This is a genomic window from Bacillus pretiosus (genome assembly GCF_051294775.1).
GTDB classification, from domain to species: domain Bacteria; phylum Bacillota; class Bacilli; order Bacillales; family Bacillaceae_G; genus Bacillus_A; species Bacillus_A wiedmannii.
Window position 1 is genome coordinate 88,095 of sequence record NZ_JBPPHF010000004.1, and the last position, 20,376, is coordinate 108,470.

Below are 20,376 nucleotides of genomic sequence, written 5' to 3' on the forward strand. Positions count from 1 at the left end.
AAAAATCTTTGGGAATTATAGGTATTTCGTATACAATAAAATAAGGAAAGGGATAGATAGAAAAGTAGGGAGATTATTTTATGTTAAGGGACTTATTTGTAAACACAACAATTATTCTTTCCTTTATTTTTGTTGGAGGTCAGCTTTTAAGAGATAAACCGCTAAAAGAAGGGTTCTCTTTTTGGCAGAAATGTGTAGTAGGTATTCTTACTGGAATATTAAGTGTACTGTTGATGCATTTTGGTGTACATATTGAAGATATTATGTTGGATCTACGTTATTTAGCTGTTATTTTGGCAATTATAATTGGAGGTCCGATAGCTAGCAGTATAACAGTTACTATTATATTAATTACCCGATTATTTTTTACTGAGTACTCTTTAGCCTCTGAATTGGCTTGTTATACAATTGTATTGATAGGTTTTGGAATTATTTTCATTTGGCGGATGAAAGCTTCTATATTTAAAAGATGGATCTGGTTTAATGTATATAGTTTATCTATTTTAACGGTTCCACTTTCTATTTTATTTAAGGATATGTCTATAGTAGCATTATATTTAGTTTGTAGTGGTGTTGCAGCATATATCACATTTATAAGCGCAAATTATGTATTGCAATCCAATGAGTTATTTCAAACGATGAAGCAATACGCAACGATAGATGCACTGACAGGTTTAGGAAACGTAAGACAGTTTGATTTAGAGATGAATCGTCATATTGGTAATAAGCGTATGAAAAATGATTCACTTTGTTTACTACTTATAGATATTGATCACTTTAAGTGTGTAAATGATACGTATGGGCATCCTGCGGGAGATGAAGTATTAAAACAAATGGGGCATATTTTACGAGAAGTTTCAATGTTTCCAGATTTGGCTTTTCGAAAGGGTGGGGAAGAGTTTGCGCTTTTGATACCGCAGAAAGGATTAGCTTATGGAATGCGTATGGGGGAAAAAGTTCGCACGGCTGTTGAAAACCATCCATTTCAATTGCTAAATGGAACTAAAATAAAAATTACAGTTTCAGTAGGAATTTCAGTGTATGAAGAATCACCAGAGCGATTTATTCAAGCTGCTGATGATGCATTATATTACTCCAAAAGAAATGGTAGAAATCAGGTTAGTTCTGCATCTTAAAGATAAGATGACCAGAAGAGCTTATAAAAAACACCCACAGAGAGGAAATATATAAACTCTGTGGGTGTTTTCATTTATATGTTAGACAAGTTCTTTTGATGCAACGAATTTACGATATGCACCGTGATGTGTTGGGCCTACGTATTCGTTGATCTTGAATGAATAACGGATAGCAGCTGTGATAAATTCTTTAGCAGTTTTTACTGCTTCTTTCACAGTTTTTCCTTTTGCAAGTTCTGCTGTAATTGCAGCAGAATATGTGCAACCTGCGCCGTGTGTATTTGTCGTATCAATTTTTTCTGATTCTAGAAGATCGAATGTTTCTCCATCATATAGGACGTCGATTGCAGTTTCCGTACCAAGCTTGCTACCGCCTTTAATTAGGACGTATTTCGCACCTAAAGCGTGGATTTTTTTTGCTGCTTCTTTCATGTCTTCAAGAGAACTAATCTTTACGCCACTTAATTGGTAAGCTTCAAACAAGTTTGGTGTTACAACTAATGCCTTTGGAACAAGAACGTCACGTAAGCAATCGTTCGTTTCAGGATGTAATGCTTCATCAGCACCTTTACATACCATAACAGGGTCCACTACTACATTTTTGAAATTATGTTTTTCGATTGTTTCAGCAACCATTTCAATAATTTCTACTGATCCAAGCATACCTGTTTTTAAAGCATCTACTCCAACACCATCAATTGTCGTTTCTAATTGTGGTTTTAATGTAGAAGCTGGGATTGGGAATACGTTATGTGCCCAACCGTTATGTGGATCCATCGTTACGATTGTCGTAAGAGATGTCATTCCGTATACACCAAGTTCTTGGAATGTTTTTAAATCTGCTTGTATACCAGCACCGCCACTTGTGTCAGAACCAGCGATAGTAAGTGCTTTATTTAATGTCATTATGAAAGCCCCCTCAAGTGATATAATGAAAACTATGTTTTCACCATTATATCAATGTTACGAATAAGTACAAAGTGAAAAGTAGATGATTTACTTTAGGGGCGATTTAAAATCTTGTATGTAGGAGACGAATTATGTTTCAAGAGAATCGTACAAATGAATTAGTTATATTAAAAGAGATTGCAGAGACGTTGAACACCTCAAATGATACATATCATGTGCTGCAAGCTGTGTTGGAAAAACTGTTGAATGTAACAGGTTTAACGACAGGATGGATATTTCTTGCGGATGAAAATGGCAGATATACAAAATTAATTGATTATCAATTACCAGAGGGATTAAGATTTGAAAATAAACGACCGATGTGTGAGGGGAATTGTTGGTGTTTACACCGATTTGTGGAAGGGAAACTAGAGAAAGCCGTTAATATTATTGAATGTAAGAGAATTAATAATGCGATTGAATATAACTGGGGAGATACAGAAGGGATTGTGCATCATGCGACAGTGCCGCTAAAAGCGGGGGGAGATGAATTTGGCGTATTAAATGTGGCTAGTCCAGGTAAAACGCATTTTTCTGAAGAAGAGTTAGTGCTATTACAATCAGTTGCTTTCCAAATTGGAACAGCATTAAAACGTACAAAATTGTATGAAAATGAAAAGAGAAGGGCTCATTATTATGTAAAGTTAGACCGCTTTATTCAAGCTTTAAGGACGATTCATAAATTTAATGCATTGCCAGAGGAGATTGTAAAGCAAATAGGGAAGTTATTTTTATGGGAGCAAGTTGTATTCTTTATTAGAGAAGAAAATGAACTTGCTGTAAGAGCCTCATGTAAGATAGATGAGATACAAGAGGATTTGAAGTCAGCGGCACAGGAAGCTCTGAAAAAAGAAGAGCCTGTTTTGTTAAAGAGTCAGGTTGGGAATATCGTACATCCTAATCGTGCGGTTATTGCCATTCCCATACATATTCAAGATCATATATTTGGCGTACTAAGTGTAAGTTCGAATAATGGAGAATTTGATATAAATACGATAGATGTAGTACAGGCGTTAGCCAATCATATATCGTTAATGATAGAGAATTTAAGGTTAAATGAAAAGCGCCGAGAACTTGTACGACTGGAAGAACGTAATCGTTTAGCTAGAGATTTGCATGATTCTGTTTCACAAAAGTTGTTTTCATTAACTTTTATGACGAAAGGTGCCGAAGCCGTCTTAAAGGGGAAAAACGAAAAGGTAGATCAGTCTTTGCATGAGATACGTGAGTTATCGCAAGGTGCTTTAAAAGAAATGAGGACGTTAATTTGGCAACTACGTCCAGCGGGACTAGAGAAAGGACTATTACCAGCTTTAAAACAATATGGTGAAAGTTTGGGATTGAAAATTCGGGAACAAGTTACAGGTGTTCGTGATTTGCCACGCGTAGTAGAGGAAGCGCTATGGCGAATTGGACAAGAAGCTTTAAATAACGTAAGTAAACATGCGAATGTCAGAGAAGCGGCGATTTATTTCAAAGTGACGGAGAAGAATGTATCATTAGAAATAGTCGATCAAGGAAACGGCTTTGTAGAGAAGGATATAAAAGAGAAGAAATCACTCGGTATGACTACGATGCGCGAAAGAGTAGAATTAGTCGGTGGAACAATTAAAATTGTAAGTGATAAGAAAAGAACAAGTGTAAAAGTAAATGTACCATTATGATGTGAAAATGAGGGAAGTTTGTGAAAATAAAAGTATTGTTAGTTGATGATCATACAGTTGTTTTAAAAGGATTAGCATTTTTCTTAAGTACACAGGAAGATTTAGCGTTAGTTGGAGAAGCAAATAATGGGAAAGAAGCGTTAGTGAAAGTAGGGGAGACGAATCCTGATGTTGTATTAATGGATTTATATATGCCCGAAATGGATGGTGTCGAGGCGACGGCGTGCATCAAAAAAGAATATCCAAATGTGAAAGTAATTGTATTAACTAGCTTTTCTGATCAGGCGCATGTTTTACCAGCGTTAAGGGCGGGGGCAAGTGGGTATATTTTAAAAGATGTAGAACCCGATCAGCTTGTTGAAGCTATTCGAAGCGCATATAAAGGTAATATTCAATTACATCCAGATATAGCAAATACTCTTCTCTCTCAAACATTACCTGTGGAAGAAAAGGAAGAAGAACCTTCTATTCAAGTGGATGTGCTAACGGCGAGAGAAAATGAAGTGTTGCAGCTATTAGCGAAAGGAATGAGTAATAAAGAGGTCGCTTCTGTTTTAGTTATTACAGAAAAAACGGTAAAAGCTCATGTAAGTAGTATTTTGAGTAAGTTGAATTTATCTGATCGCACGCAAGCAGCATTATATGCAGTGAAAAATGGAATTGTATAAGACAAAAGTCGTAAGACCTAGTTCGCCTTTAGAAGGTGGACTTTTTTTATGGGAAAATACGTCTATGTGAGGACGAAATTGTCTTGATATAAAGATAAAATATGTTTGTAAGCAACAAAACAACAATTACAAGGGATACCTTTTTTGAAAGCATATAACAACAGAAGAGTGAGTACTAGGAGGAAAAACAATGGCAACAGTTTTATTTGTAAAAGCAAACAACCGCCCAGCGGAACAAGCAGTTAGTGTGAAATTATACGAGGCATTTTTAGCAAACTATAAAGAAGCACATCCAAATGATACAGTAGTAGAACTTGATTTATATAAAGAAGAATTACCATATGTAGGCGTAGATATGATTAATGGTACATTCAAAGCAGGTAAAGGATTTGATTTAACTGAAGAGGAAGCAAAAGCAGTAGCAGTTGCTGATAAGTATTTAAATCAATTTTTAGAAGCTGATAAAGTCGTTTTCGGTTTCCCATTATGGAACTTAACGATTCCAGCAGTGCTACACACATATATTGATTATTTAAACCGAGCTGGCAAAACGTTTAAATATACGCCAGAAGGTCCAGTTGGTCTAATTGGAGATAAGAAGATTGCATTATTAAACGCGCGCGGCGGCGTATATTCTGAAGGTCCAGCAACTGAAGTAGAAATGGCTGTTAAATATGTAGCAAGCATGATGGGCTTCTTCGGTGCAACAAATATGGAAACAGTAGTTATTGAAGGACATAACCAATTCCCAGATAAAGCAGAAGAAATCATTACAGCTGGTCTTGAAGAAGCAGCTAAAGTGGCAAGTAAATTTTAATTGAAAATAGAATCGTCACTCGAAAAAAGTAGCATTAACAGGTAAACGTTAATGCTACTTTTTTTATATTTTAAGTTCATCAGCCAGTTTTTCTAGTTGAATTCGATCTTGTATGTAATAGGTTCTTCCGTCTTTTTTTAAGTAATTTTGCTGGCAAAACTGGTTTAATACGTATAAAAGATGGCGGTAGCTGACATTTAAGTATTCCGAAGCCTCGGTATGTTTTTCTGTATAACTGTTATTTTGTTCTGTTAATAGAATAAACGCGGCTAATCGATTTTCGAACGGATAACTATTGTTTTTGGCGTAACTTTCTGTTCGACTAATTGTTTTTTCGCCGATAAATTTACATAGTTTCTGTAGAAAGATAGCATCTTGCAATAAAAGATGCTGACAATCTTTAAGAGGGAGCGCTAAGCACATACAATCTTCAATCACTTCCACCGTTTTCGTAACGGATTCAACGCCAATTAACCCTAATTCTCCAATGAACGAAGGTGCTTGAATAAAGTTAATTAAGGAGACCTTCCCGTTTTTGTGACTCATATATATTTTCGCTTTTCCGGAAATTAAGTAATAAAGATAAGGAACATCAACGCCTTCATTACATATCCTTTCTCTCTTTTGAAAGGAATGTAGTTCAGCATACGGTAAGACATTAAAAGAAAAAAGAGTATGGACGTTGTAAGTTTGCATGTAATGAGAGATTTCTTCGCTATTTTTGCTGACTTTCATATTTTCACCTCATGTTTAGTATGAGATATCTCCTATTATGTTTACAAGAAGGAATGATACGATTTACGTAAATTTGTTTTTGTAGAAAAGAGAGTGTGAAGGGCTTATGAAAAAATATAAAACATTGCTATTTGATGTAGATGATACATTGTTAGATTTTCAGAAGGCGGAGAAAATGGCGTTACGTATGTTGTTTGAAGAGAAAGGGATTCCTCTAACTAGCGAGGTTGAAGGGCACTATAAAAAAATTAATAAAAGTCTTTGGGATGCTTTTGAGGAAGGTGAAATGAACCGTGATGAAGTTGTAAATACGCGGTTTTCAATTTTGTTTAAAGAGTACGGGGAAGAAGTAGATGGAGTATTATTCGAAAATAATTATCGTAGCTACTTAGAAGAAGGAGACCAACTTATGCAAGGTGCGTTTGAATTTATAAGTCAAATTCAAAGTGAGTACGATTTATATATAGTGACAAACGGTATTTCTAAGACGCAAGATAAACGTTTACGTAATGCAGGATTACATGCCTTGTTTAAAGATATTTTCGTTTCTGAAGATACGGGATTCCAAAAGCCGATGAAAGAGTATTTTGATTATGTTTTTGAACGAATTCCTAATTTTTCCCCTGAAGAAGGGCTCATTATTGGGGATTCGTTAAGTGCTGATATGAAAGGTGGATATGTAGCGGGAATTGATACTTGTTGGTTTAATCCAGAAAAGAAATCAAATAATAGCGAGATTGTGCCAACATATGAAGTACAAAATTTTGAAGAGTTATACGCGTTATTGAAGCAACGTGTGTAATAAAAATAGGCAGTGGAACTTTTGTCCCTACTGCCTATTTTTATTCGTTTGCAGTTCGTTATTTTTAGGAAGTGGAAATGCATTACCAATCGCTGCCGCTCCAAGCATCGGTAATAGTAAATTGAGCGGGAAAAACATGAGTAATAGTAATGTTATAGCAATTGGTTTTCTTAATGCATAGCTTGAAATTGCTGTCGTGACGATGGCTACCGAAGCGATTGGATCTATCGGGATAATGGAAGCTATAGCATATCCGATACTAGATCCAGCAAATATAATTGGGAAAATATGTCCACCGCGCCAGCCTGCATTTAAACAAACGGCAGTAATACATAATTTTAAAACACCTGAAAGAAGTAATACCCAGAAGGACAAGTGACTCCATTCAACGACTAAATCTTTTAATTGGTGTTCTCCTGAGAATAACGTGTACGGGAGAAAAGTTCCTGTAATTCCTAATAAAATACCACCGATAATACCAAGTGATAGTTTGTATTCCCTGAAGGGATGGATTAATTTCTCTAATGTGAATTCAAATTTGAAATAAAAGAAACCAACTATAGCACCAATACTAGCAAGTGGTAGAAAGGCGATCCATTCATTAAGAGAAAGGGAACCTTCCCCAAAATCAACGATAAAGGATCCGCGATTATCGAATTTACTAAGTAATAAATAAACGGAAAAGCCAGCGAAAGTGGTAGCTAAATATACAATTGCTTTTTTTCCTTTAGAAAATTCGTTAATTTGCTCACCCTCATTTTCATTTGGAGCTAAATAACCGAATAATGGCGCGTTAAAAATTACACTTAAAGTAGCGCCAATTCCAACCTCTGTTAGTTCATTCATTCCTTTTAAGGCAAATGTAAAGCGATCCCCTACCCATGTACAAAGTCCACCGATAATTCCAACAAGTGCTGCTTCGGGACCTAAGCTAGCTCCAAATATTAAAACGATAATCGCAGTTAAAGTAGCTTTATGTACAAAACGGTATTCAATTCTACCAGTTTTTTTATATTCACCCATCACTTCCGGCATAAGACGTGGATATATGCCGAAGTATTTTTGGGTTAAACCAACGAGAATACCACCGATAGTTGTTACACAAATAGTGTAATACGGGGGAGAAGAGAAAATAGTAGGTAAGTATCCCCAAATAAAGTGAATGCCGATATTTATTGTAACTAAAAATAGCCAGACTGTAACTCCTACTATAGAGCCTAAAAGAATGCCGTATAGGACGAGTATATAGTGCATGTCCTTTGTGTTTGTCATGTTATACCTCCGTTATGTAAGTTTTAATGTCGAAAGGATTAAATATGCTACTGTGAAAGGAATATGTATAGTATCTTTTTGAGAGGTGGGCTTATTCAATATATTGAGGTCTCGTGAGAATTTGAAATGTATACAGTTAAACTACTTACTTAATTTTATATAGTAATCGTGGGTTTTAAAAGGTCTTTTTCAAATGGATATGGAATATATTTCTTTTGTTATGCATGTCAAATTCTTTGTATTTAATTTAGAACATTCAGAAAAACTGATTGACATTAGGAAATTATTGCTATAAAATCAACGGTAATTGCATAGTCTTATCAAGAAAAGGTGGAGGGACAGGCCCGATGAAACCTTGGCAACAGCCGTATAACGGAATTGTGCCAAATCCTGCAGGTAATAATCCTGAAAGATAAGAAAGAGCCTTTAGAGCGTGTTTTCAAACTGCTCCTTTCTTGTTTTCAGGAAAGGAGCAGTTTTTTATTTTGTATAAAAGAAAGGAGAATGAGAGATGGGAGAATCATGGGGAAAAGGAACAATTTGTGTGCAAGGTGGCTATACACCAAAGAATGGTGAACCGCGTGTTTTGCCACTTTATCAAAGTACAACGTATAAATACGATACTTCAGATGATTTAGCAGCGCTATTTAATTTAGAGGCAGAAGGATATATATATACGCGTATTGGAAATCCTACTTTAGCTGCATTTGAGCAAAAGTTAGCGGATTTAGAGGGTGGTGTAGGAGCTGTTGCAACGGCTTCTGGGCAGGCTGCTATTATGCTTGCTGTTTTAAATATTTGTAGTAGCGGAGACCACTTGCTTTGTTCTTCCACAGTTTATGGCGGAACGTTTAATTTATTTGGAGTGAGTTTGCGTAAGCTTGGTATTGACGTTACGTTCTTTAATCCGAATTTAAGTGCTGATGAAATTGTGGCCCTTGCTAATGATAAGACGAAACTTGTTTATGCAGAGTCGTTAGGAAATCCAGCGATGAACGTTTTAAATTTCAAAGAATTTTCAGATGCAGCGAAAGAGTTAGAAGTACCTTTTATCGTGGATAATACATTAGCAACTCCTTATTTATGCCAAGCATTTGAGCACGGAGCAAATATTATCGTTCATTCTACGACGAAATATATTGATGGTCATGCAAGCTCTTTAGGCGGCATTGTCATTGACGGGGGGAACTTTGATTGGACAAATGGGAAATATCCTGAACTTGTTGAACCGGATCCAAGTTATCACGGCGTAAGTTACGTTCAAAATTTTGGTGCAGCAGCGTATATTGTGAAGGCACGTGTTCAATTATTAAGAGACTATGGAAACTGTATGAGCCCATTCAATGCGTATATTAGCAATATCGGCTTAGAAACGCTACATTTAAGAATGGAGCGTCATAGTGAAAATGCTCTCGCAGTTGCTAAGTGGCTTGCTAACCATGAACGTATTGAATGGGTGAATTATCCGGGATTAGATAGTAATGAAAATTACTCGTTAGCACAAACGTATTTGAAAAAAGGTGCTAGTGGTGTTTTAACATTCGGTATTAAGGGCGGATTAGAAGCAGCGAAAGAATTTATCGCAAATGTAAAACTAGCAACTCTCGTAACGCATGTAGCGGATGCACGAACTTGTGTTATACATCCTGCTAGCACAACGCATAGACAATTAAGTGCTGAAGATCAGCGTCTAGCTGGCGTTACATCAGATTTAATTCGTTTATCGGTTGGTATAGAAGATGTTTCTGATATTATTGCAGATTTAGAAGCAGCGCTAGTCGGAGGCAAAGAACATGCCGATCATAATTGATAGAGATTTACCAGCTCGCAAAGTGTTGCAGAAGGAAAATATTTTTGTAATGACGAAGGAGCGAGCAGAAACACAAGATATCCGGGCATTGAAAATTGCTATCTTAAATTTAATGCCTACAAAGCAAGAAACAGAAGCGCAATTACTTCGTTTAATTGGCAACACACCGTTGCAATTAGATGTTCACTTACTTCATATGGAATCACATTTGTCTCGCAATGTAGCGCAGGACCATTTAACGAGTTTCTATAAAACATTTCGTGATATTGAGAATGAGAAATTTGATGGACTTATTATTACAGGAGCACCAGTTGAAACTCTTTCTTTTGAAGAGGTAGATTATTGGGAAGAGCTTAAACGTATTATGGAGTATTCAAAAAAGAATGTAACATCTACGCTTCATATTTGTTGGGGGGCACAGGCTGGCTTGTATCATCATTATGGTGTTCCAAAGTATCCTCTTAAGGAAAAAATGTTCGGTGTATTTGAACATGAAGTTCGTGAGCAACATGTGAAATTGTTACAAGGGTTTGATGAATTGTTTTTTGCCCCGCATTCTCGTCATACAGAAGTACGAGAGAGTGATATTAGAGAGGTGACAGACTTAACATTATTAGCAAATTCTGAGGAAGCGGGTGTTCACCTTGTCATTGGGCAAGAAGGAAGGCAAGTGTTTGCGCTCGGGCATAGTGAATATAGTTGTGATACGTTAAAGCAAGAATACGAACGGGACCGCCAAAAAGGGTTAAATATTGATGTGCCGAAAAATTATTTTAAGCATAATAATCCAGATGAGAAACCAATTGTAAGGTGGAGAAGCCATGGGAATCTATTATTCTCTAATTGGCTGAATTATTACGTGTATCAAGAAACCCCTTATGTATTATAAAAAAAGATTGTGTAACACGTGGCAACGTTTTCTTTGTAAAGATTAACTTATATTTTTCCGAATGTTCAAAAAACATTGTTTTTCAGATTTTTTACTCATATAATTTCATCTAAACACAATTTTTGAGGGGTGGACAGTATTATGAAAGAAATTCAAGTTGGTTTATTAGGTCTTGGGACAGTTGGTAGCGGTGTAGTTCGTATCATTACAGATCATCAAGAGCGACTTATCCACCAAGTAGGTTGTCCTGTAAAAGTAACGAAAGTACTAGTACAAAATATTGAAAAAGAGAGAGAAGTAGAGGTACCTTCTACTCTATTAACACAAGATGCAAATGAAATTTTAGATAATCCAAATATTGACGTTGTTATCGAAGTGATGGGTGGCATTGATGATGCAAAAGCATATATTTTGCAAGCCTTACAGAGCGGGAAGCATGTTGTGACTGCCAATAAAGATTTAATGGCGTTACATGGGGCGGAACTCTTAGCGGTAGCAAAAGATAATAAAGCAGATTTGTTTTATGAAGCAAGTGTAGCCGGAGGGATTCCGATTTTACGAAGTATCGTAGAAGGACTTTCTTCAGATCTTATTACGAAAGTAATGGGAATTGTAAATGGAACGACAAATTTTATTTTGACGAAAATGTCAGATGAAGGGAGAGCATATAACGACGTGTTAAAAGAAGCCCAACAACTTGGATTTGCAGAAGCAGATCCAACATCAGATGTGGAAGGTTTAGATGCAGCGAGAAAAATGACGATTTTGGCTACCCTTGGTTTTTCTACAAATGTAGAGCTTGGAGATGTGAAGGTAAAAGGGATTACTTCTATTACAGAAGAAGATATTGAATACAGTAAGAGTTTAGGATACACGATTAAATTAATCGGTCTTGCGAAGCGAGATGGTGAAAAATTAGAGGTGACGGTTGAACCGACACTACTTCCAAATACACATCCTCTTGCGGCCGTACAAAACGAATATAACGCTGTATATGTGTATGGTGAAGCGGTCGGAGAAACGATGTTTTATGGACCAGGTGCAGGGAGTTTACCGACAGCAACAGCTGTTGTTTCAGATTTAGTAGCTGTAATGCAAAATATTAGATTAGGTGTAAACGGAAATAGTGCGGTATCCCCGCAGTATAAAAAAGTATTAAAAGAGCGAGACGAAATTGTTGTGAAGAAATTTTTAAGACTTCATGTAAAAGATGAAATTGGTGTATTTGCAAAAATTACTTCATTATTCTCTGAGCGTGGCGTTAGCTTTGAAAAGATTATTCAAATGCCGCTTGAAGAGAAAGGGAAGGCTGAAATTGTAATTGTGACGCATCGTGCGTCTCTTGCTGATTATGATTATATTCTACATACGTTGCAAGGGTATGAAGAAATAGATTGTTTGAAAGCAAACTATCGAATTGAAGGGGATGCTAAGTAGTATCTCTTCTCATAAAACAGAAAGAGCCTGTTAAGCAGCTTGCTTAATAGGCTCTTTTCTATTTAAAATCTTCGTACCAATTTGAATAAATGCTTGGATAATCCAGCCTGTTGTAAAGGATAAGATGATTGTTCCAAAATAGATAGGTCCATCTAATAGGAAGCTTAATGTTAAAAATAAAAACGCTAACGAAATTTCTGTTCTTCTAAATGTCCATTTCTTTTTTTCAGCAACCGTTAAAACGAAAGCTTCTTGAGGTGCTGCGCAAAGGTTTGTAGAGACGTAAAGACCAATCCCAGCTCCAACGAATAGATTTCCGCAAATAAGTGTTATATATTTTGGAAGAGAACGGATAGCGTCCATAATAGTTGGAATGGAACCAATCCAATCAACAAAAAGAGAAATAAGAACCATCGTTACAATTGTACCAATTGTTATTTGTTTTTTATTCCAAAAGAGTACGATAAGAGTAAATGCAAAGTTAATCATGAAAATCCAAAAACCGATACTTATCCCGAAATTTTGATATAGTGCAATAAAGAAGGAATCATAAGGGCTAAGTCCAAAGGAAGTAATTGTCGTCATCATATTAATACCGATGGCGAGAGTGAGTAGACCGCCAATGAAAAATATATATTCTAATTTGAATCGAAGCATAGTTGTATATCCTTTCAAAATGTATTTGCTAGGAAAGGATATATTATGGAAAGCTTACCAGGTCAAGGGAGAATTTTTGCAGGGAAGGGGAAAATGAGATGACGAATATAAGGAAGATTGCTGAGCTTGCTGGGGTATCTGTTTCAACTGTTTCACGTGTACTAAATAATCATCCATATGTGAATGAACAGAAACGAAAAGAAATTTTAGCAATTATAGAAGAATTAAATTATACGCAAAATGTGAATGCAATTCATTTAGTGAAAGGAAAAACGAATGTAATTGGCGTTTTATTACCGCACGTAAATGATCAATATTATAGCGCTATTATCGAGGGAATATCAAAGGAAACAGCAAAGAATAATTATAATATGATGCTTTGTCAGACGAATTATAGTGAGGAAAGGGAATTAGAAATTTTAAATATGTTAAAAATGAAAAAACTTGATGGGGTTATTATATGTTCGCGAGCGAATAGTAAGGAAAAGCTTGAAGAATATACGAAATTCGGCCCTATTGTTATGTGCGAAGAAATCGACTCGAATTTCATTTCGAGTGTGCATCTTGATTACTATAAAGTGTTTTCGCGCGGAATGAAAAGCTTAATAGATGCGGGCCATACAAGTATTGGGTATTGCATTGGAAGAAGTAATAGCATTAATAGTCAGAGAAGAAAACAAGCATTTGAAGATTCGCTTCAACAGATTGCTGTAACACCGATAGAGGCTTGGAAGTTTAAAGGCTGTTTTACAGTGGAAGATGGGCGTAATGTGATTAGGGAATGGACACGTATGTCAGTAAAACCAACAGCGTTTCTTGTATCTTGCAACCATATTGCCGCGGGGATGGTAACGGAAGCGAAAAAACAAGGCATTCGTATTCCGGAAGATATTACGATTATCGGTTGTGATGATCAAGATGTGGCAGATATTTTAGGCATTACGACGATTTCGTATTGTAGTAAAAATGTTGGTGTGAAGGCATTTGAATTATTATATGAAAAGATTAATGATGAGCAAATCGATATAAGGCACGTAGAGTTATTGCCAGAATTAGTACATAGGGAAACAACATAATAGATAAGGTTTGAAAATCGCTTTTCAAAATTGCGTTTGGTATAATTATGGACAATCTATGAGGGCTAAAAGGGGTTTTGATATGAGATCAAAAGTAGTAAAAGTAATTCTACTCATTACAATTGCATCTTTCTGTTTATTTGCATATGGCTTTGTTTCAGGTGTAAATGATGTATTAAATCCGAAAGCTTCAAATTTAATTAAAAAGACCGATGTAGTGGCAAAAGAGAAAAAGAAAACGGGAACGTTACAAATCGTTAGTTTAGGTGATTCATTAACACGCGGTGTTGGTGATAAAGAAGGAATTGGCTATGTTGGACGGATGAAAGAAGATTTACAAAAAGATTATAAGCAAAAGATTGCATTAACAAACTTAGCTGTTAGTGGTGCAAAAATGCCCGACCTATTAAAACAAATTGAGAGTAGTGGCGCTCAATATTCAATTAAGCAAGCAGATGTAATCGTTTTAACAATTGGAGGAAATGATTTATTTCCAGGTTGGGAATCGCTTGAAAAGATAGATTTAGAAACATACCGTCCTGATACAGTGACGTTCCAAAATGAAGCAAAGAAAATAATAGAAGAAATTCGTAAGTTAAATACAGATAGCCCTATTTTTTGGCTTGGTTTATACAATCCTTTTGAAGATGTAGAAGATTTAAAAGGTTCTTCAAACATCGTTGTAGACTGGAATGCATCTTTAGAAAAATTAGCGATAAATAATAAAAATGTGTATATTACACCGACATTTGATTTATTCCAAAACCGTGGGAAAGATTTATTATACTCCGACCATTTCCATCCGAATGAAATAGGATATACATATATGGCGGACCGATTAGTTCAAAATGTTGCGAGTAAATTAAAACTAGAACAAGGAGGGGTAAAATGACGACGATACTTTCCGTACGTGACGTGAAGAAGGTAATTGGAAAGAAGACAATTGTAGAGAATATTTCCTTCGATGTAAAACAAGGGGAAGTGTTCGGCTTCCTAGGGCCGAATGGTGCCGGAAAAACAACTACAATTCGAATGTTAGTTGGATTGATTAAAGAAACAGAAGGCACGATTTCTATCGGCGGTTATTCTATTAAGGAAAATTTCAGAGAAGCGATGCGTCAAATTGGGAGTATCGTTGAAAACCCAGAACTGTATACCTATTTAACGGGATGGGAAAATTTAAAACAATTTGCCCGTATGTTAGGTGGTATATCAGATGAACGTATTATTGAAATTGCTCAAATGGTTCATTTAGATGAAAGAATTCACGATAAGGTAAAAACATACTCACTCGGTATGAAACAGCGTCTTGGTATTGCGCAAGCGCTTCTTGGAAATCCAAAATTGCTCATATTAGATGAGCCAACAAATGGTTTAGACCCAGCTGGGATTAGAGAACTTAGGGAATTTATACATAAGCTTGTGAAAGAAGAAAATATGAGTGTGTTTATTTCAAGTCATTTGCTAAGTGAAGTGCAAATGATATGTGATCGCGTTGCTATTATTCATAAAGGAAAGATGATAACAGTTGCCAAGGTTGAAGAGTTAATTAAAACAGCAAGTGATCGTGTAGAATGGATTGTTACACCGATTTCTAAGGCGAAAAATATGCTAGAAGATGCTGAGGAAGTAAGAGAAGTGAGTATAGAAGGTGATCGATTACTATGCCGCATGAATATCGCATCTATAAGTAATTGGAATAAACATTTTGTAGAAAACGGGATAGATGTACATAGCGTTAAGGAGCTTGTATTTACGCTAGAAGATTTATTTATTGAACTCACAAGGGGTGAGCAGCATGCGTGAATTTGCGAATCTAGTCTTAAATGAATCGGAAAAAATTTATCGTAAGAAACGTATTTTTGTTGTCATGCTTATTTTAGCAATCTTGATCCCACTTTTCGTGTATGCGCAGTATCGTGAAGTAGAAACGACACAAAAAAGGCTCGGTACGACGGATTGGAAAGTTTCATTACAACAACAAATTGTTGATTCTCAAAACCGCTTGAACAATTCTAGACTACCAGAAGAATGGCGTGATTGGCTAAAGGTAAGAGTGGAGCAGCAACAATATTATTTAGATCATGATATTAACCCGATGGCACCGGGCGCACCCACTTTTGTAAGGGCGTTTATTGAGCAAGGAATTACATTGTTTATTCCGCTTCTCGTAATGATTGTCGCTATCGATATTGTTTCAGGAGAGCGAAGTGATGGAACGATGAAGATGCTACTTACACGGCCGATTCGGCGCTGGAAAATACTTCTTAGTAAGTACGTGACGATGTTATTTTTCATTTCACTCATACTGCTTCTTGTAGGTTTGTTTGCTTACATATTATCTGGGCTTGTATTTGGATACTCGGGATGGAATTTGCCTGTTTTAACTGGGTTTGTTATTGATAAGGAAACGTTAAATACGAATTTTGTACATCTTATTCCGCAGTGGCAATACGTCTTGATGGCGTATGGGTTAGCTTGGTTTGTTGCTATCGTTGTCGGAACTATATCATTTATGGTTTCTGTTTTAATTCGAAATACACCAGCCGGTATGGGTGTTATGTTAGCCGCATTAATCGCAGGTGGCATTTTAAGCTCGTTTGCAACATCTTGGGAGGGTGCGAAATATATTTTTAGTGTGAATTTATCATTAACAGATTATCTATCAGGAAAATTACCTGCATTACAAGGCTTATCGATGGGGTTCTCTTTAATGAATTTAACGGTTTGGGCAGTTGTATCCCTTATTATTTCGTTTGTAGTATTTACAAAACAGGATATGGTGAATTAATTGGACGGGAAGTGAAAGCATGAAAAATGTTTTAAAAAATGATTGGGAGCCATTATTGGCACCAGAATTTGAGAAAGAATATTATCGTAAGCTGGCTGATTTTTTGAAAGAAGAGTACAGTACACATGTTGTTTATCCAAGGGTAGAAGATATTTTTAGCGCTCTAGAGTATACAAGTTATGAAAATACAAAGGTCGTTATTTTAGGGCAAGATCCATATCATGGACCGGATCAAGCACATGGTTTAAGCTTTTCAGTACAGCCCGGCATTAAAACGCCACCGTCATTGCTAAATATGTATAAAGAACTTCGAGATGAATATGGTTATGAAATCCCGAATAACGGTTATTTAGTAAAGTGGGCAGAGCAAGGGGTTTTATTATTAAATACGGTATTAACAGTTCGACAAGGTGAAGCCAATTCTCATAAGGGAAAAGGTTGGGAGTATTTCACAGATCGTGTAATTGAGCTATTAAATGAACGTGAAAAACCGGTTATTTTCATATTGTGGGGACGTCATGCACAGGCGAAGAAAAAGTTAATTACGAATACGAAGCATCATATTATCGAGTCTGTACATCCGAGCCCATTATCGGCAAGACGTGGTTTCTTTGGTAGTAAGCCATACTCTAAAGTAAATACGATTTTAGCTAATATGGGCGAGAGAGAAATTGATTGGGAAATTCCAAATTTGTAAATAAAAAAGGTAGTTAACAGTCGTTAACTACCTTTTTGTTATTATTGTTGTTCGTTCTTTAATTTTGCATCTAGTACAAAAGTACCGAATGGGATAACTGATGAAACAAATGCCCCAAGTGCCCATGCAATTGATTTGCGGTGTACGATTGTTACTTGAATTACCGCAAAGATAAATAGAATAAATAAAACACCATGAGCCATACCTGTAATTTTAACGGCTGTTGCAAATCCTGCAAAATATTTTAATGGCATTGCTACAAATAATAGTAATAGGAAAGAAATCCCCTCAATTAAGCCGATTGCTCTTAATCGTCCGATTGGTGTAGATAACATAAAGTAGCCTCCTTTAACGTATGCTTGTTTATAGTAAATTTGTATTCTTTTTCAAAATAAAATAGTCTATTTTGTTTCATTATATACAAAAAGAAAGTTTACACTACGAGAATAGTGCAAAGTTCAAAATATAGTCACAAAAACATGAGAATTTAAATAAAAACCTATTTGAAGTGTTTGACTTCAAATAGGTTTTATGGGTGAAAATATTAAACGAGCGCTTCTCTTTTTAATACAAATTTCTCTACAACTTTTGCAACACCATCGTTCATATTTGTATCTGTTACGTAGTTTGCAATTTCTTTAATATCATCTGGTGCATTGCCCATTGCAACACCAAGACCGGCGAATTCGATCATTGCCTGGTCGTTATAGCTATCGCCCATTGCGATAACTTCTTCACGCTTAATGCCTAGCTTTTGAATTAATTGGTTTAAGCTCGTTCCTTTTGTAACACCAGCTTCAGTAAATTCTAAGAAGAATGGTTTCGAACGCATAACGCTTAATTGACCTTCTAATTGTTTTTGTAGTTTCTTTTCTACTACAACAAGGCGTTCAGCTTCTTTATTCATTAATACTTTTACTACAGGCTCTTTAATAGCAGCTTTAAAGTCATCTACTACAACAATTGGCATACCAGTAATATCGCCCTCAATTTCAGTATAAGGATTATTTTCTTCCGTTACGATATCATCGCCAATGTAAGTATGAATCCATACATCTTCATTTTTACTAATTTCAAATAGGTTGTGAACGATTTCAGGAGATAGCGTACTACTAAAGATTTCTTCGTTTGTTTTACAGTTAATAATTTTTGCGCCATTAAAAGATAGAATGAAACTACCGTATTCTTCTAAACGAAGTTCTTTCGCTACATTGCGCATACCAAACGTTGGACGTCCAGAAGCAAGTACAACTTTTACACCTTGCTCTTGTGCAGTCATTAGAGCCTCTTTCGTACGAGGTGAAATGGTATGGTCGTCACGTAATAAAGTATCATCTAAGTCTAAAACAATCATTTTATAAGTCATATTGAAAATTCCTCTCTTTGTTGAAATAGAAATAAAGTTTTATGAAGATATTGGGGAATATATAGTAAGACATCGAACTTCTTTATGTGAAGCTAGGAGAAGTTCTGTATTTTTAGTATAAATTATCACGAGCACGTTGCCCATGATAATTTATACTGCTAATGCCCGATCGGTGAGAGCTAATCATTAGTAAAGATGAATAGCTCTCATTGATTAAAGTTGCACTTTATCATTATCGTAACAACTCTAAAGATAGAGTGCAATAATGGAAGTTTTCCAATTTACGATGGTTGTTTTTCTGTAGAACGAGAAAATAGTATTTCGAGCAAAATTGCCATTACAGATCCAAGAACAAGACCGTTACTTAAAAACGATGCTAGAAACGGCGGGAGTGTAGAAAATGCGCCTGCTGGAACAAACATAACTCCGACTCCTGTAAAGATTGAAAGACCTGCTACTTTAAATAACCGTTCTTTATCTTGTACTGTTTCGTATTCGCGAAAGGCAAGGCCAATCATGCTTGCAAATACAGGGTAAATGGCAGCATATCCGACTGCGACAGGTATCGCCGCAAAGAATGAAGTAATCTTTGGGAATATACTAACGAAAATAATAAAGCTTGACCCTAACATAAATGGGAGTCGTTTATAAATATTAGTCGTTGCAATAAATCCTGCTGATCCAGAAATCGCGACAGGTCCAATAGCTGAAAAAAGGCCTCCTAGCAATTGATTTATTCCTGTTATAATACCGGCTTGTTTGAAACGATCTGGTGCTGCATTCTTTTCATACTTAGAGACAATCCTTTGCACAACGCGAATACTTGCTAACATATTTGTTAGAAGTAATAGTGTAACGAAAACTACCGTAATTGCCATGTTCCATTCAATACGAGGCATTCCGAAAACAAATAGAGACGGAAAACGGATTATATCTGTCACAGGCGTTACTGGATTTGATAATCCGAAGCATGCGAATAATATCCAGCCGCAGACGATACTGAAAAGAACGGAATATTGTCCAATAATAGGTAGCTTCATGATGAAAAAGGATAGTAAAATAACAATGAGTGAAAGAATAAATACGTCAGCTTGTACCTCTGTATGTTGTCCGTCAAGACCGAACATTCCCTTTAAGAAGGACCCGCTAAGTTGCGCGACGAGAAGAAATAAATATGTTCCAATTACTGTCGGTGTAAAATAGCGCACTAGTTTATCGATGAGTCCAAAAACACTAAGAATAATACAAATGATACCACTTAATAGGAAGGCGTACTGAAGTACTTTAAGCGTTTCGTTGCTGGATCCAAATAATACGACACCTAAACTTGCATAAAGAGAGAAAATGCCCCACCAAAGGCCTGCAGGACCTTCTTGAATAGGAAGTTTATGCCCAAATATAGCTTGCAGTAGGCCGGCAAAGCCAAGAACAAATAATGTTCTTTGTACGAATGCAATAGCTTCAGCGCCATCGAGACCATAATTAGTTGCGACGCTAATTGGTACAATAAGGCTCCCAGCTAAAATAAATAGCGCCCATTGTAAGGCGGAAAGAAATGTTTTCATTATATCAACCTCTTTCATAGATTCCGTATCTAGTATATATGTATTT

The 20,376-nt window shown here is 36.1% G+C and carries 20 protein-coding genes and 1 riboswitch; of the genes, 13 read left to right on the plus strand and 7 right to left on the minus strand.

The window, feature by feature from the left end; translation table 11 throughout:
- The first annotated feature begins 80 nt into the window (after nt 1-80).
- Nucleotides 81-1,136 (plus strand): GGDEF domain-containing protein, encoded by a 1,056-nt coding sequence (locus tag ACSG5Z_RS20705; protein WP_098145810.1) that lies wholly within the window; start codon nt 81-83, stop codon nt 1,134-1,136.
- An 81-nt stretch (nt 1,137-1,217) separates the two neighbouring features.
- Here ACSG5Z_RS20705 and pdxK read toward each other — a convergent pair whose 3' ends face one another.
- On the minus strand, nt 1,218-2,042 hold the full coding sequence (gene pdxK, locus ACSG5Z_RS20710) for a pyridoxine/pyridoxal/pyridoxamine kinase (RefSeq protein ID WP_087981903.1): 825 nt from the start codon (nt 2,040-2,042) through the stop codon (nt 1,218-1,220).
- Between the two features lie 134 nt (nt 2,043-2,176).
- Here pdxK and ACSG5Z_RS20715 point away from each other — a divergent pair, with 134 nt between their 5' ends.
- The 3 genes from ACSG5Z_RS20715 (at nt 2,177) to ACSG5Z_RS20725 (ending at nt 5,233) form a co-directional block, all read left to right on the plus strand.
- Nucleotides 2,177-3,748, plus strand: a complete 1,572-nt coding sequence (locus ACSG5Z_RS20715) for a GAF domain-containing sensor histidine kinase (RefSeq protein WP_061671883.1) — start codon at nt 2,177-2,179, stop codon at nt 3,746-3,748.
- 20 nt (nt 3,749-3,768) lie between these two features.
- On the plus strand, nt 3,769-4,416 hold the full coding sequence (locus ACSG5Z_RS20720) for a response regulator (RefSeq protein ID WP_088065061.1): 648 nt from the start codon (nt 3,769-3,771) through the stop codon (nt 4,414-4,416).
- A 190-nt stretch (nt 4,417-4,606) separates the two neighbouring features.
- On the plus strand, nt 4,607-5,233 hold the full coding sequence (locus ACSG5Z_RS20725) for an FMN-dependent NADH-azoreductase (protein ID WP_000246728.1): 627 nt from the start codon (nt 4,607-4,609) through the stop codon (nt 5,231-5,233).
- 63 nt (nt 5,234-5,296) lie between these two features.
- On the opposite strand, the gene ACSG5Z_RS20730 is transcribed toward ACSG5Z_RS20725, so the two are convergent.
- Nucleotides 5,297-5,968: a transcriptional regulator YeiL gene (locus ACSG5Z_RS20730; RefSeq protein WP_098145817.1), complete on the minus strand. Its 672-nt coding sequence runs from the start codon at nt 5,966-5,968 to the stop codon at nt 5,297-5,299.
- A 106-nt stretch (nt 5,969-6,074) separates the two neighbouring features.
- Here ACSG5Z_RS20730 and ACSG5Z_RS20735 point away from each other — a divergent pair, with 106 nt between their 5' ends.
- The gene (locus ACSG5Z_RS20735) at nt 6,075-6,770 is read left to right on the plus strand and encodes a YjjG family noncanonical pyrimidine nucleotidase (protein WP_048542774.1); all 696 of its coding nucleotides are present in this window, start codon (nt 6,075-6,077) and stop codon (nt 6,768-6,770) included.
- A gap of 27 nt (nt 6,771-6,797) precedes the next feature.
- Here the strand turns inward: ACSG5Z_RS20735 and ACSG5Z_RS20740 are convergent, their stop codons facing one another.
- On the minus strand, nt 6,798-8,042 hold the full coding sequence (locus ACSG5Z_RS20740) for a chloride channel protein (RefSeq protein WP_435712042.1): 1,245 nt from the start codon (nt 8,040-8,042) through the stop codon (nt 6,798-6,800).
- A gap of 314 nt (nt 8,043-8,356) precedes the next feature.
- Nucleotides 8,357-8,461, plus strand: a riboswitch (SAM riboswitch).
- Between the two features lie 92 nt (nt 8,462-8,553).
- Between ACSG5Z_RS20740 and ACSG5Z_RS20745 the strand changes: the two genes are divergently transcribed.
- From ACSG5Z_RS20745 to ACSG5Z_RS20755, 3 genes are all read left to right on the plus strand, one after another.
- Entirely contained in the window at nt 8,554-9,852 is a 1,299-nt protein-coding gene (locus ACSG5Z_RS20745) for a bifunctional O-acetylhomoserine aminocarboxypropyltransferase/cysteine synthase (RefSeq protein ID WP_000504750.1), read from the plus strand.
- The gene (metA, locus tag ACSG5Z_RS20750; protein WP_137011120.1) at nt 9,836-10,741 is read left to right on the plus strand and encodes a homoserine O-acetyltransferase MetA; all 906 of its coding nucleotides are present in this window, start codon (nt 9,836-9,838) and stop codon (nt 10,739-10,741) included. Before ACSG5Z_RS20745 ends, metA begins: the two co-directional genes overlap by 17 nt.
- 141 nt (nt 10,742-10,882) lie before the next feature.
- Complete coding sequence (locus tag ACSG5Z_RS20755) at nt 10,883-12,178, plus strand: homoserine dehydrogenase (RefSeq protein WP_060487940.1); 1,296 nt, start codon at nt 10,883-10,885, stop codon at nt 12,176-12,178.
- 30 nt (nt 12,179-12,208) lie between these two features.
- Here ACSG5Z_RS20755 and ACSG5Z_RS20760 read toward each other — a convergent pair whose 3' ends face one another.
- Nucleotides 12,209-12,835, minus strand: coding sequence for a YczE/YyaS/YitT family protein (locus ACSG5Z_RS20760; protein ID WP_088065058.1), 627 nt, complete (start codon nt 12,833-12,835; stop codon nt 12,209-12,211).
- A 98-nt stretch (nt 12,836-12,933) separates the two neighbouring features.
- Between ACSG5Z_RS20760 and ACSG5Z_RS20765 the strand changes: the two genes are divergently transcribed.
- Genes ACSG5Z_RS20765 through ACSG5Z_RS20785 form a run of 5 tightly spaced genes read left to right on the plus strand, consistent with a single transcriptional unit; the run spans nt 12,934 to nt 17,399 of the window.
- A complete protein-coding gene (locus tag ACSG5Z_RS20765; protein ID WP_435712043.1) occupies nt 12,934-13,911 on the plus strand; it encodes a LacI family DNA-binding transcriptional regulator in 978 nt (325 codons plus the stop codon).
- A gap of 10 nt (nt 13,912-13,921) precedes the next feature.
- On the plus strand, nt 13,922-14,803 hold the full coding sequence (locus ACSG5Z_RS20770) for an SGNH/GDSL hydrolase family protein (protein ID WP_435712044.1): 882 nt from the start codon (nt 13,922-13,924) through the stop codon (nt 14,801-14,803).
- On the plus strand, nt 14,800-15,717 hold the full coding sequence (locus ACSG5Z_RS20775; RefSeq protein WP_088608211.1) for an ABC transporter ATP-binding protein: 918 nt from the start codon (nt 14,800-14,802) through the stop codon (nt 15,715-15,717). The genes ACSG5Z_RS20770 and ACSG5Z_RS20775 overlap by 4 nt, the downstream gene beginning before the upstream one ends.
- Nucleotides 15,710-16,702 carry a DUF2705 family protein gene (locus tag ACSG5Z_RS20780; protein ID WP_048542758.1) on the plus strand — a complete coding sequence of 331 codons (993 nt, stop codon included), beginning with the start codon at nt 15,710-15,712 and terminating at the stop codon, nt 16,700-16,702. The genes ACSG5Z_RS20775 and ACSG5Z_RS20780 overlap by 8 nt, the downstream gene beginning before the upstream one ends.
- A 19-nt stretch (nt 16,703-16,721) precedes the next feature.
- The gene (locus tag ACSG5Z_RS20785; RefSeq protein ID WP_088065053.1) at nt 16,722-17,399 is read left to right on the plus strand and encodes a uracil-DNA glycosylase; all 678 of its coding nucleotides are present in this window, start codon (nt 16,722-16,724) and stop codon (nt 17,397-17,399) included.
- A gap of 41 nt (nt 17,400-17,440) precedes the next feature.
- Here ACSG5Z_RS20785 and ACSG5Z_RS20790 read toward each other — a convergent pair whose 3' ends face one another.
- From ACSG5Z_RS20790 to ACSG5Z_RS20800, 3 genes are all read right to left on the minus strand, one after another.
- Nucleotides 17,441-17,734 carry a DUF3817 domain-containing protein gene (locus tag ACSG5Z_RS20790; protein WP_000953389.1) on the minus strand — a complete coding sequence of 98 codons (294 nt, stop codon included), beginning with the start codon at nt 17,732-17,734 and terminating at the stop codon, nt 17,441-17,443.
- Nucleotides 17,735-17,943: 209 nt separating this feature from the next.
- A complete protein-coding gene (locus ACSG5Z_RS20795) occupies nt 17,944-18,765 on the minus strand; it encodes a Cof-type HAD-IIB family hydrolase (protein WP_046958575.1) in 822 nt (273 codons plus the stop codon).
- Between the two features lie 281 nt (nt 18,766-19,046).
- The gene (locus tag ACSG5Z_RS20800) at nt 19,047-20,330 is read right to left on the minus strand and encodes a purine/pyrimidine permease (protein ID WP_046955487.1); all 1,284 of its coding nucleotides are present in this window, start codon (nt 20,328-20,330) and stop codon (nt 19,047-19,049) included.
- Nucleotides 20,331-20,376: the final 46 nt, after the last annotated feature.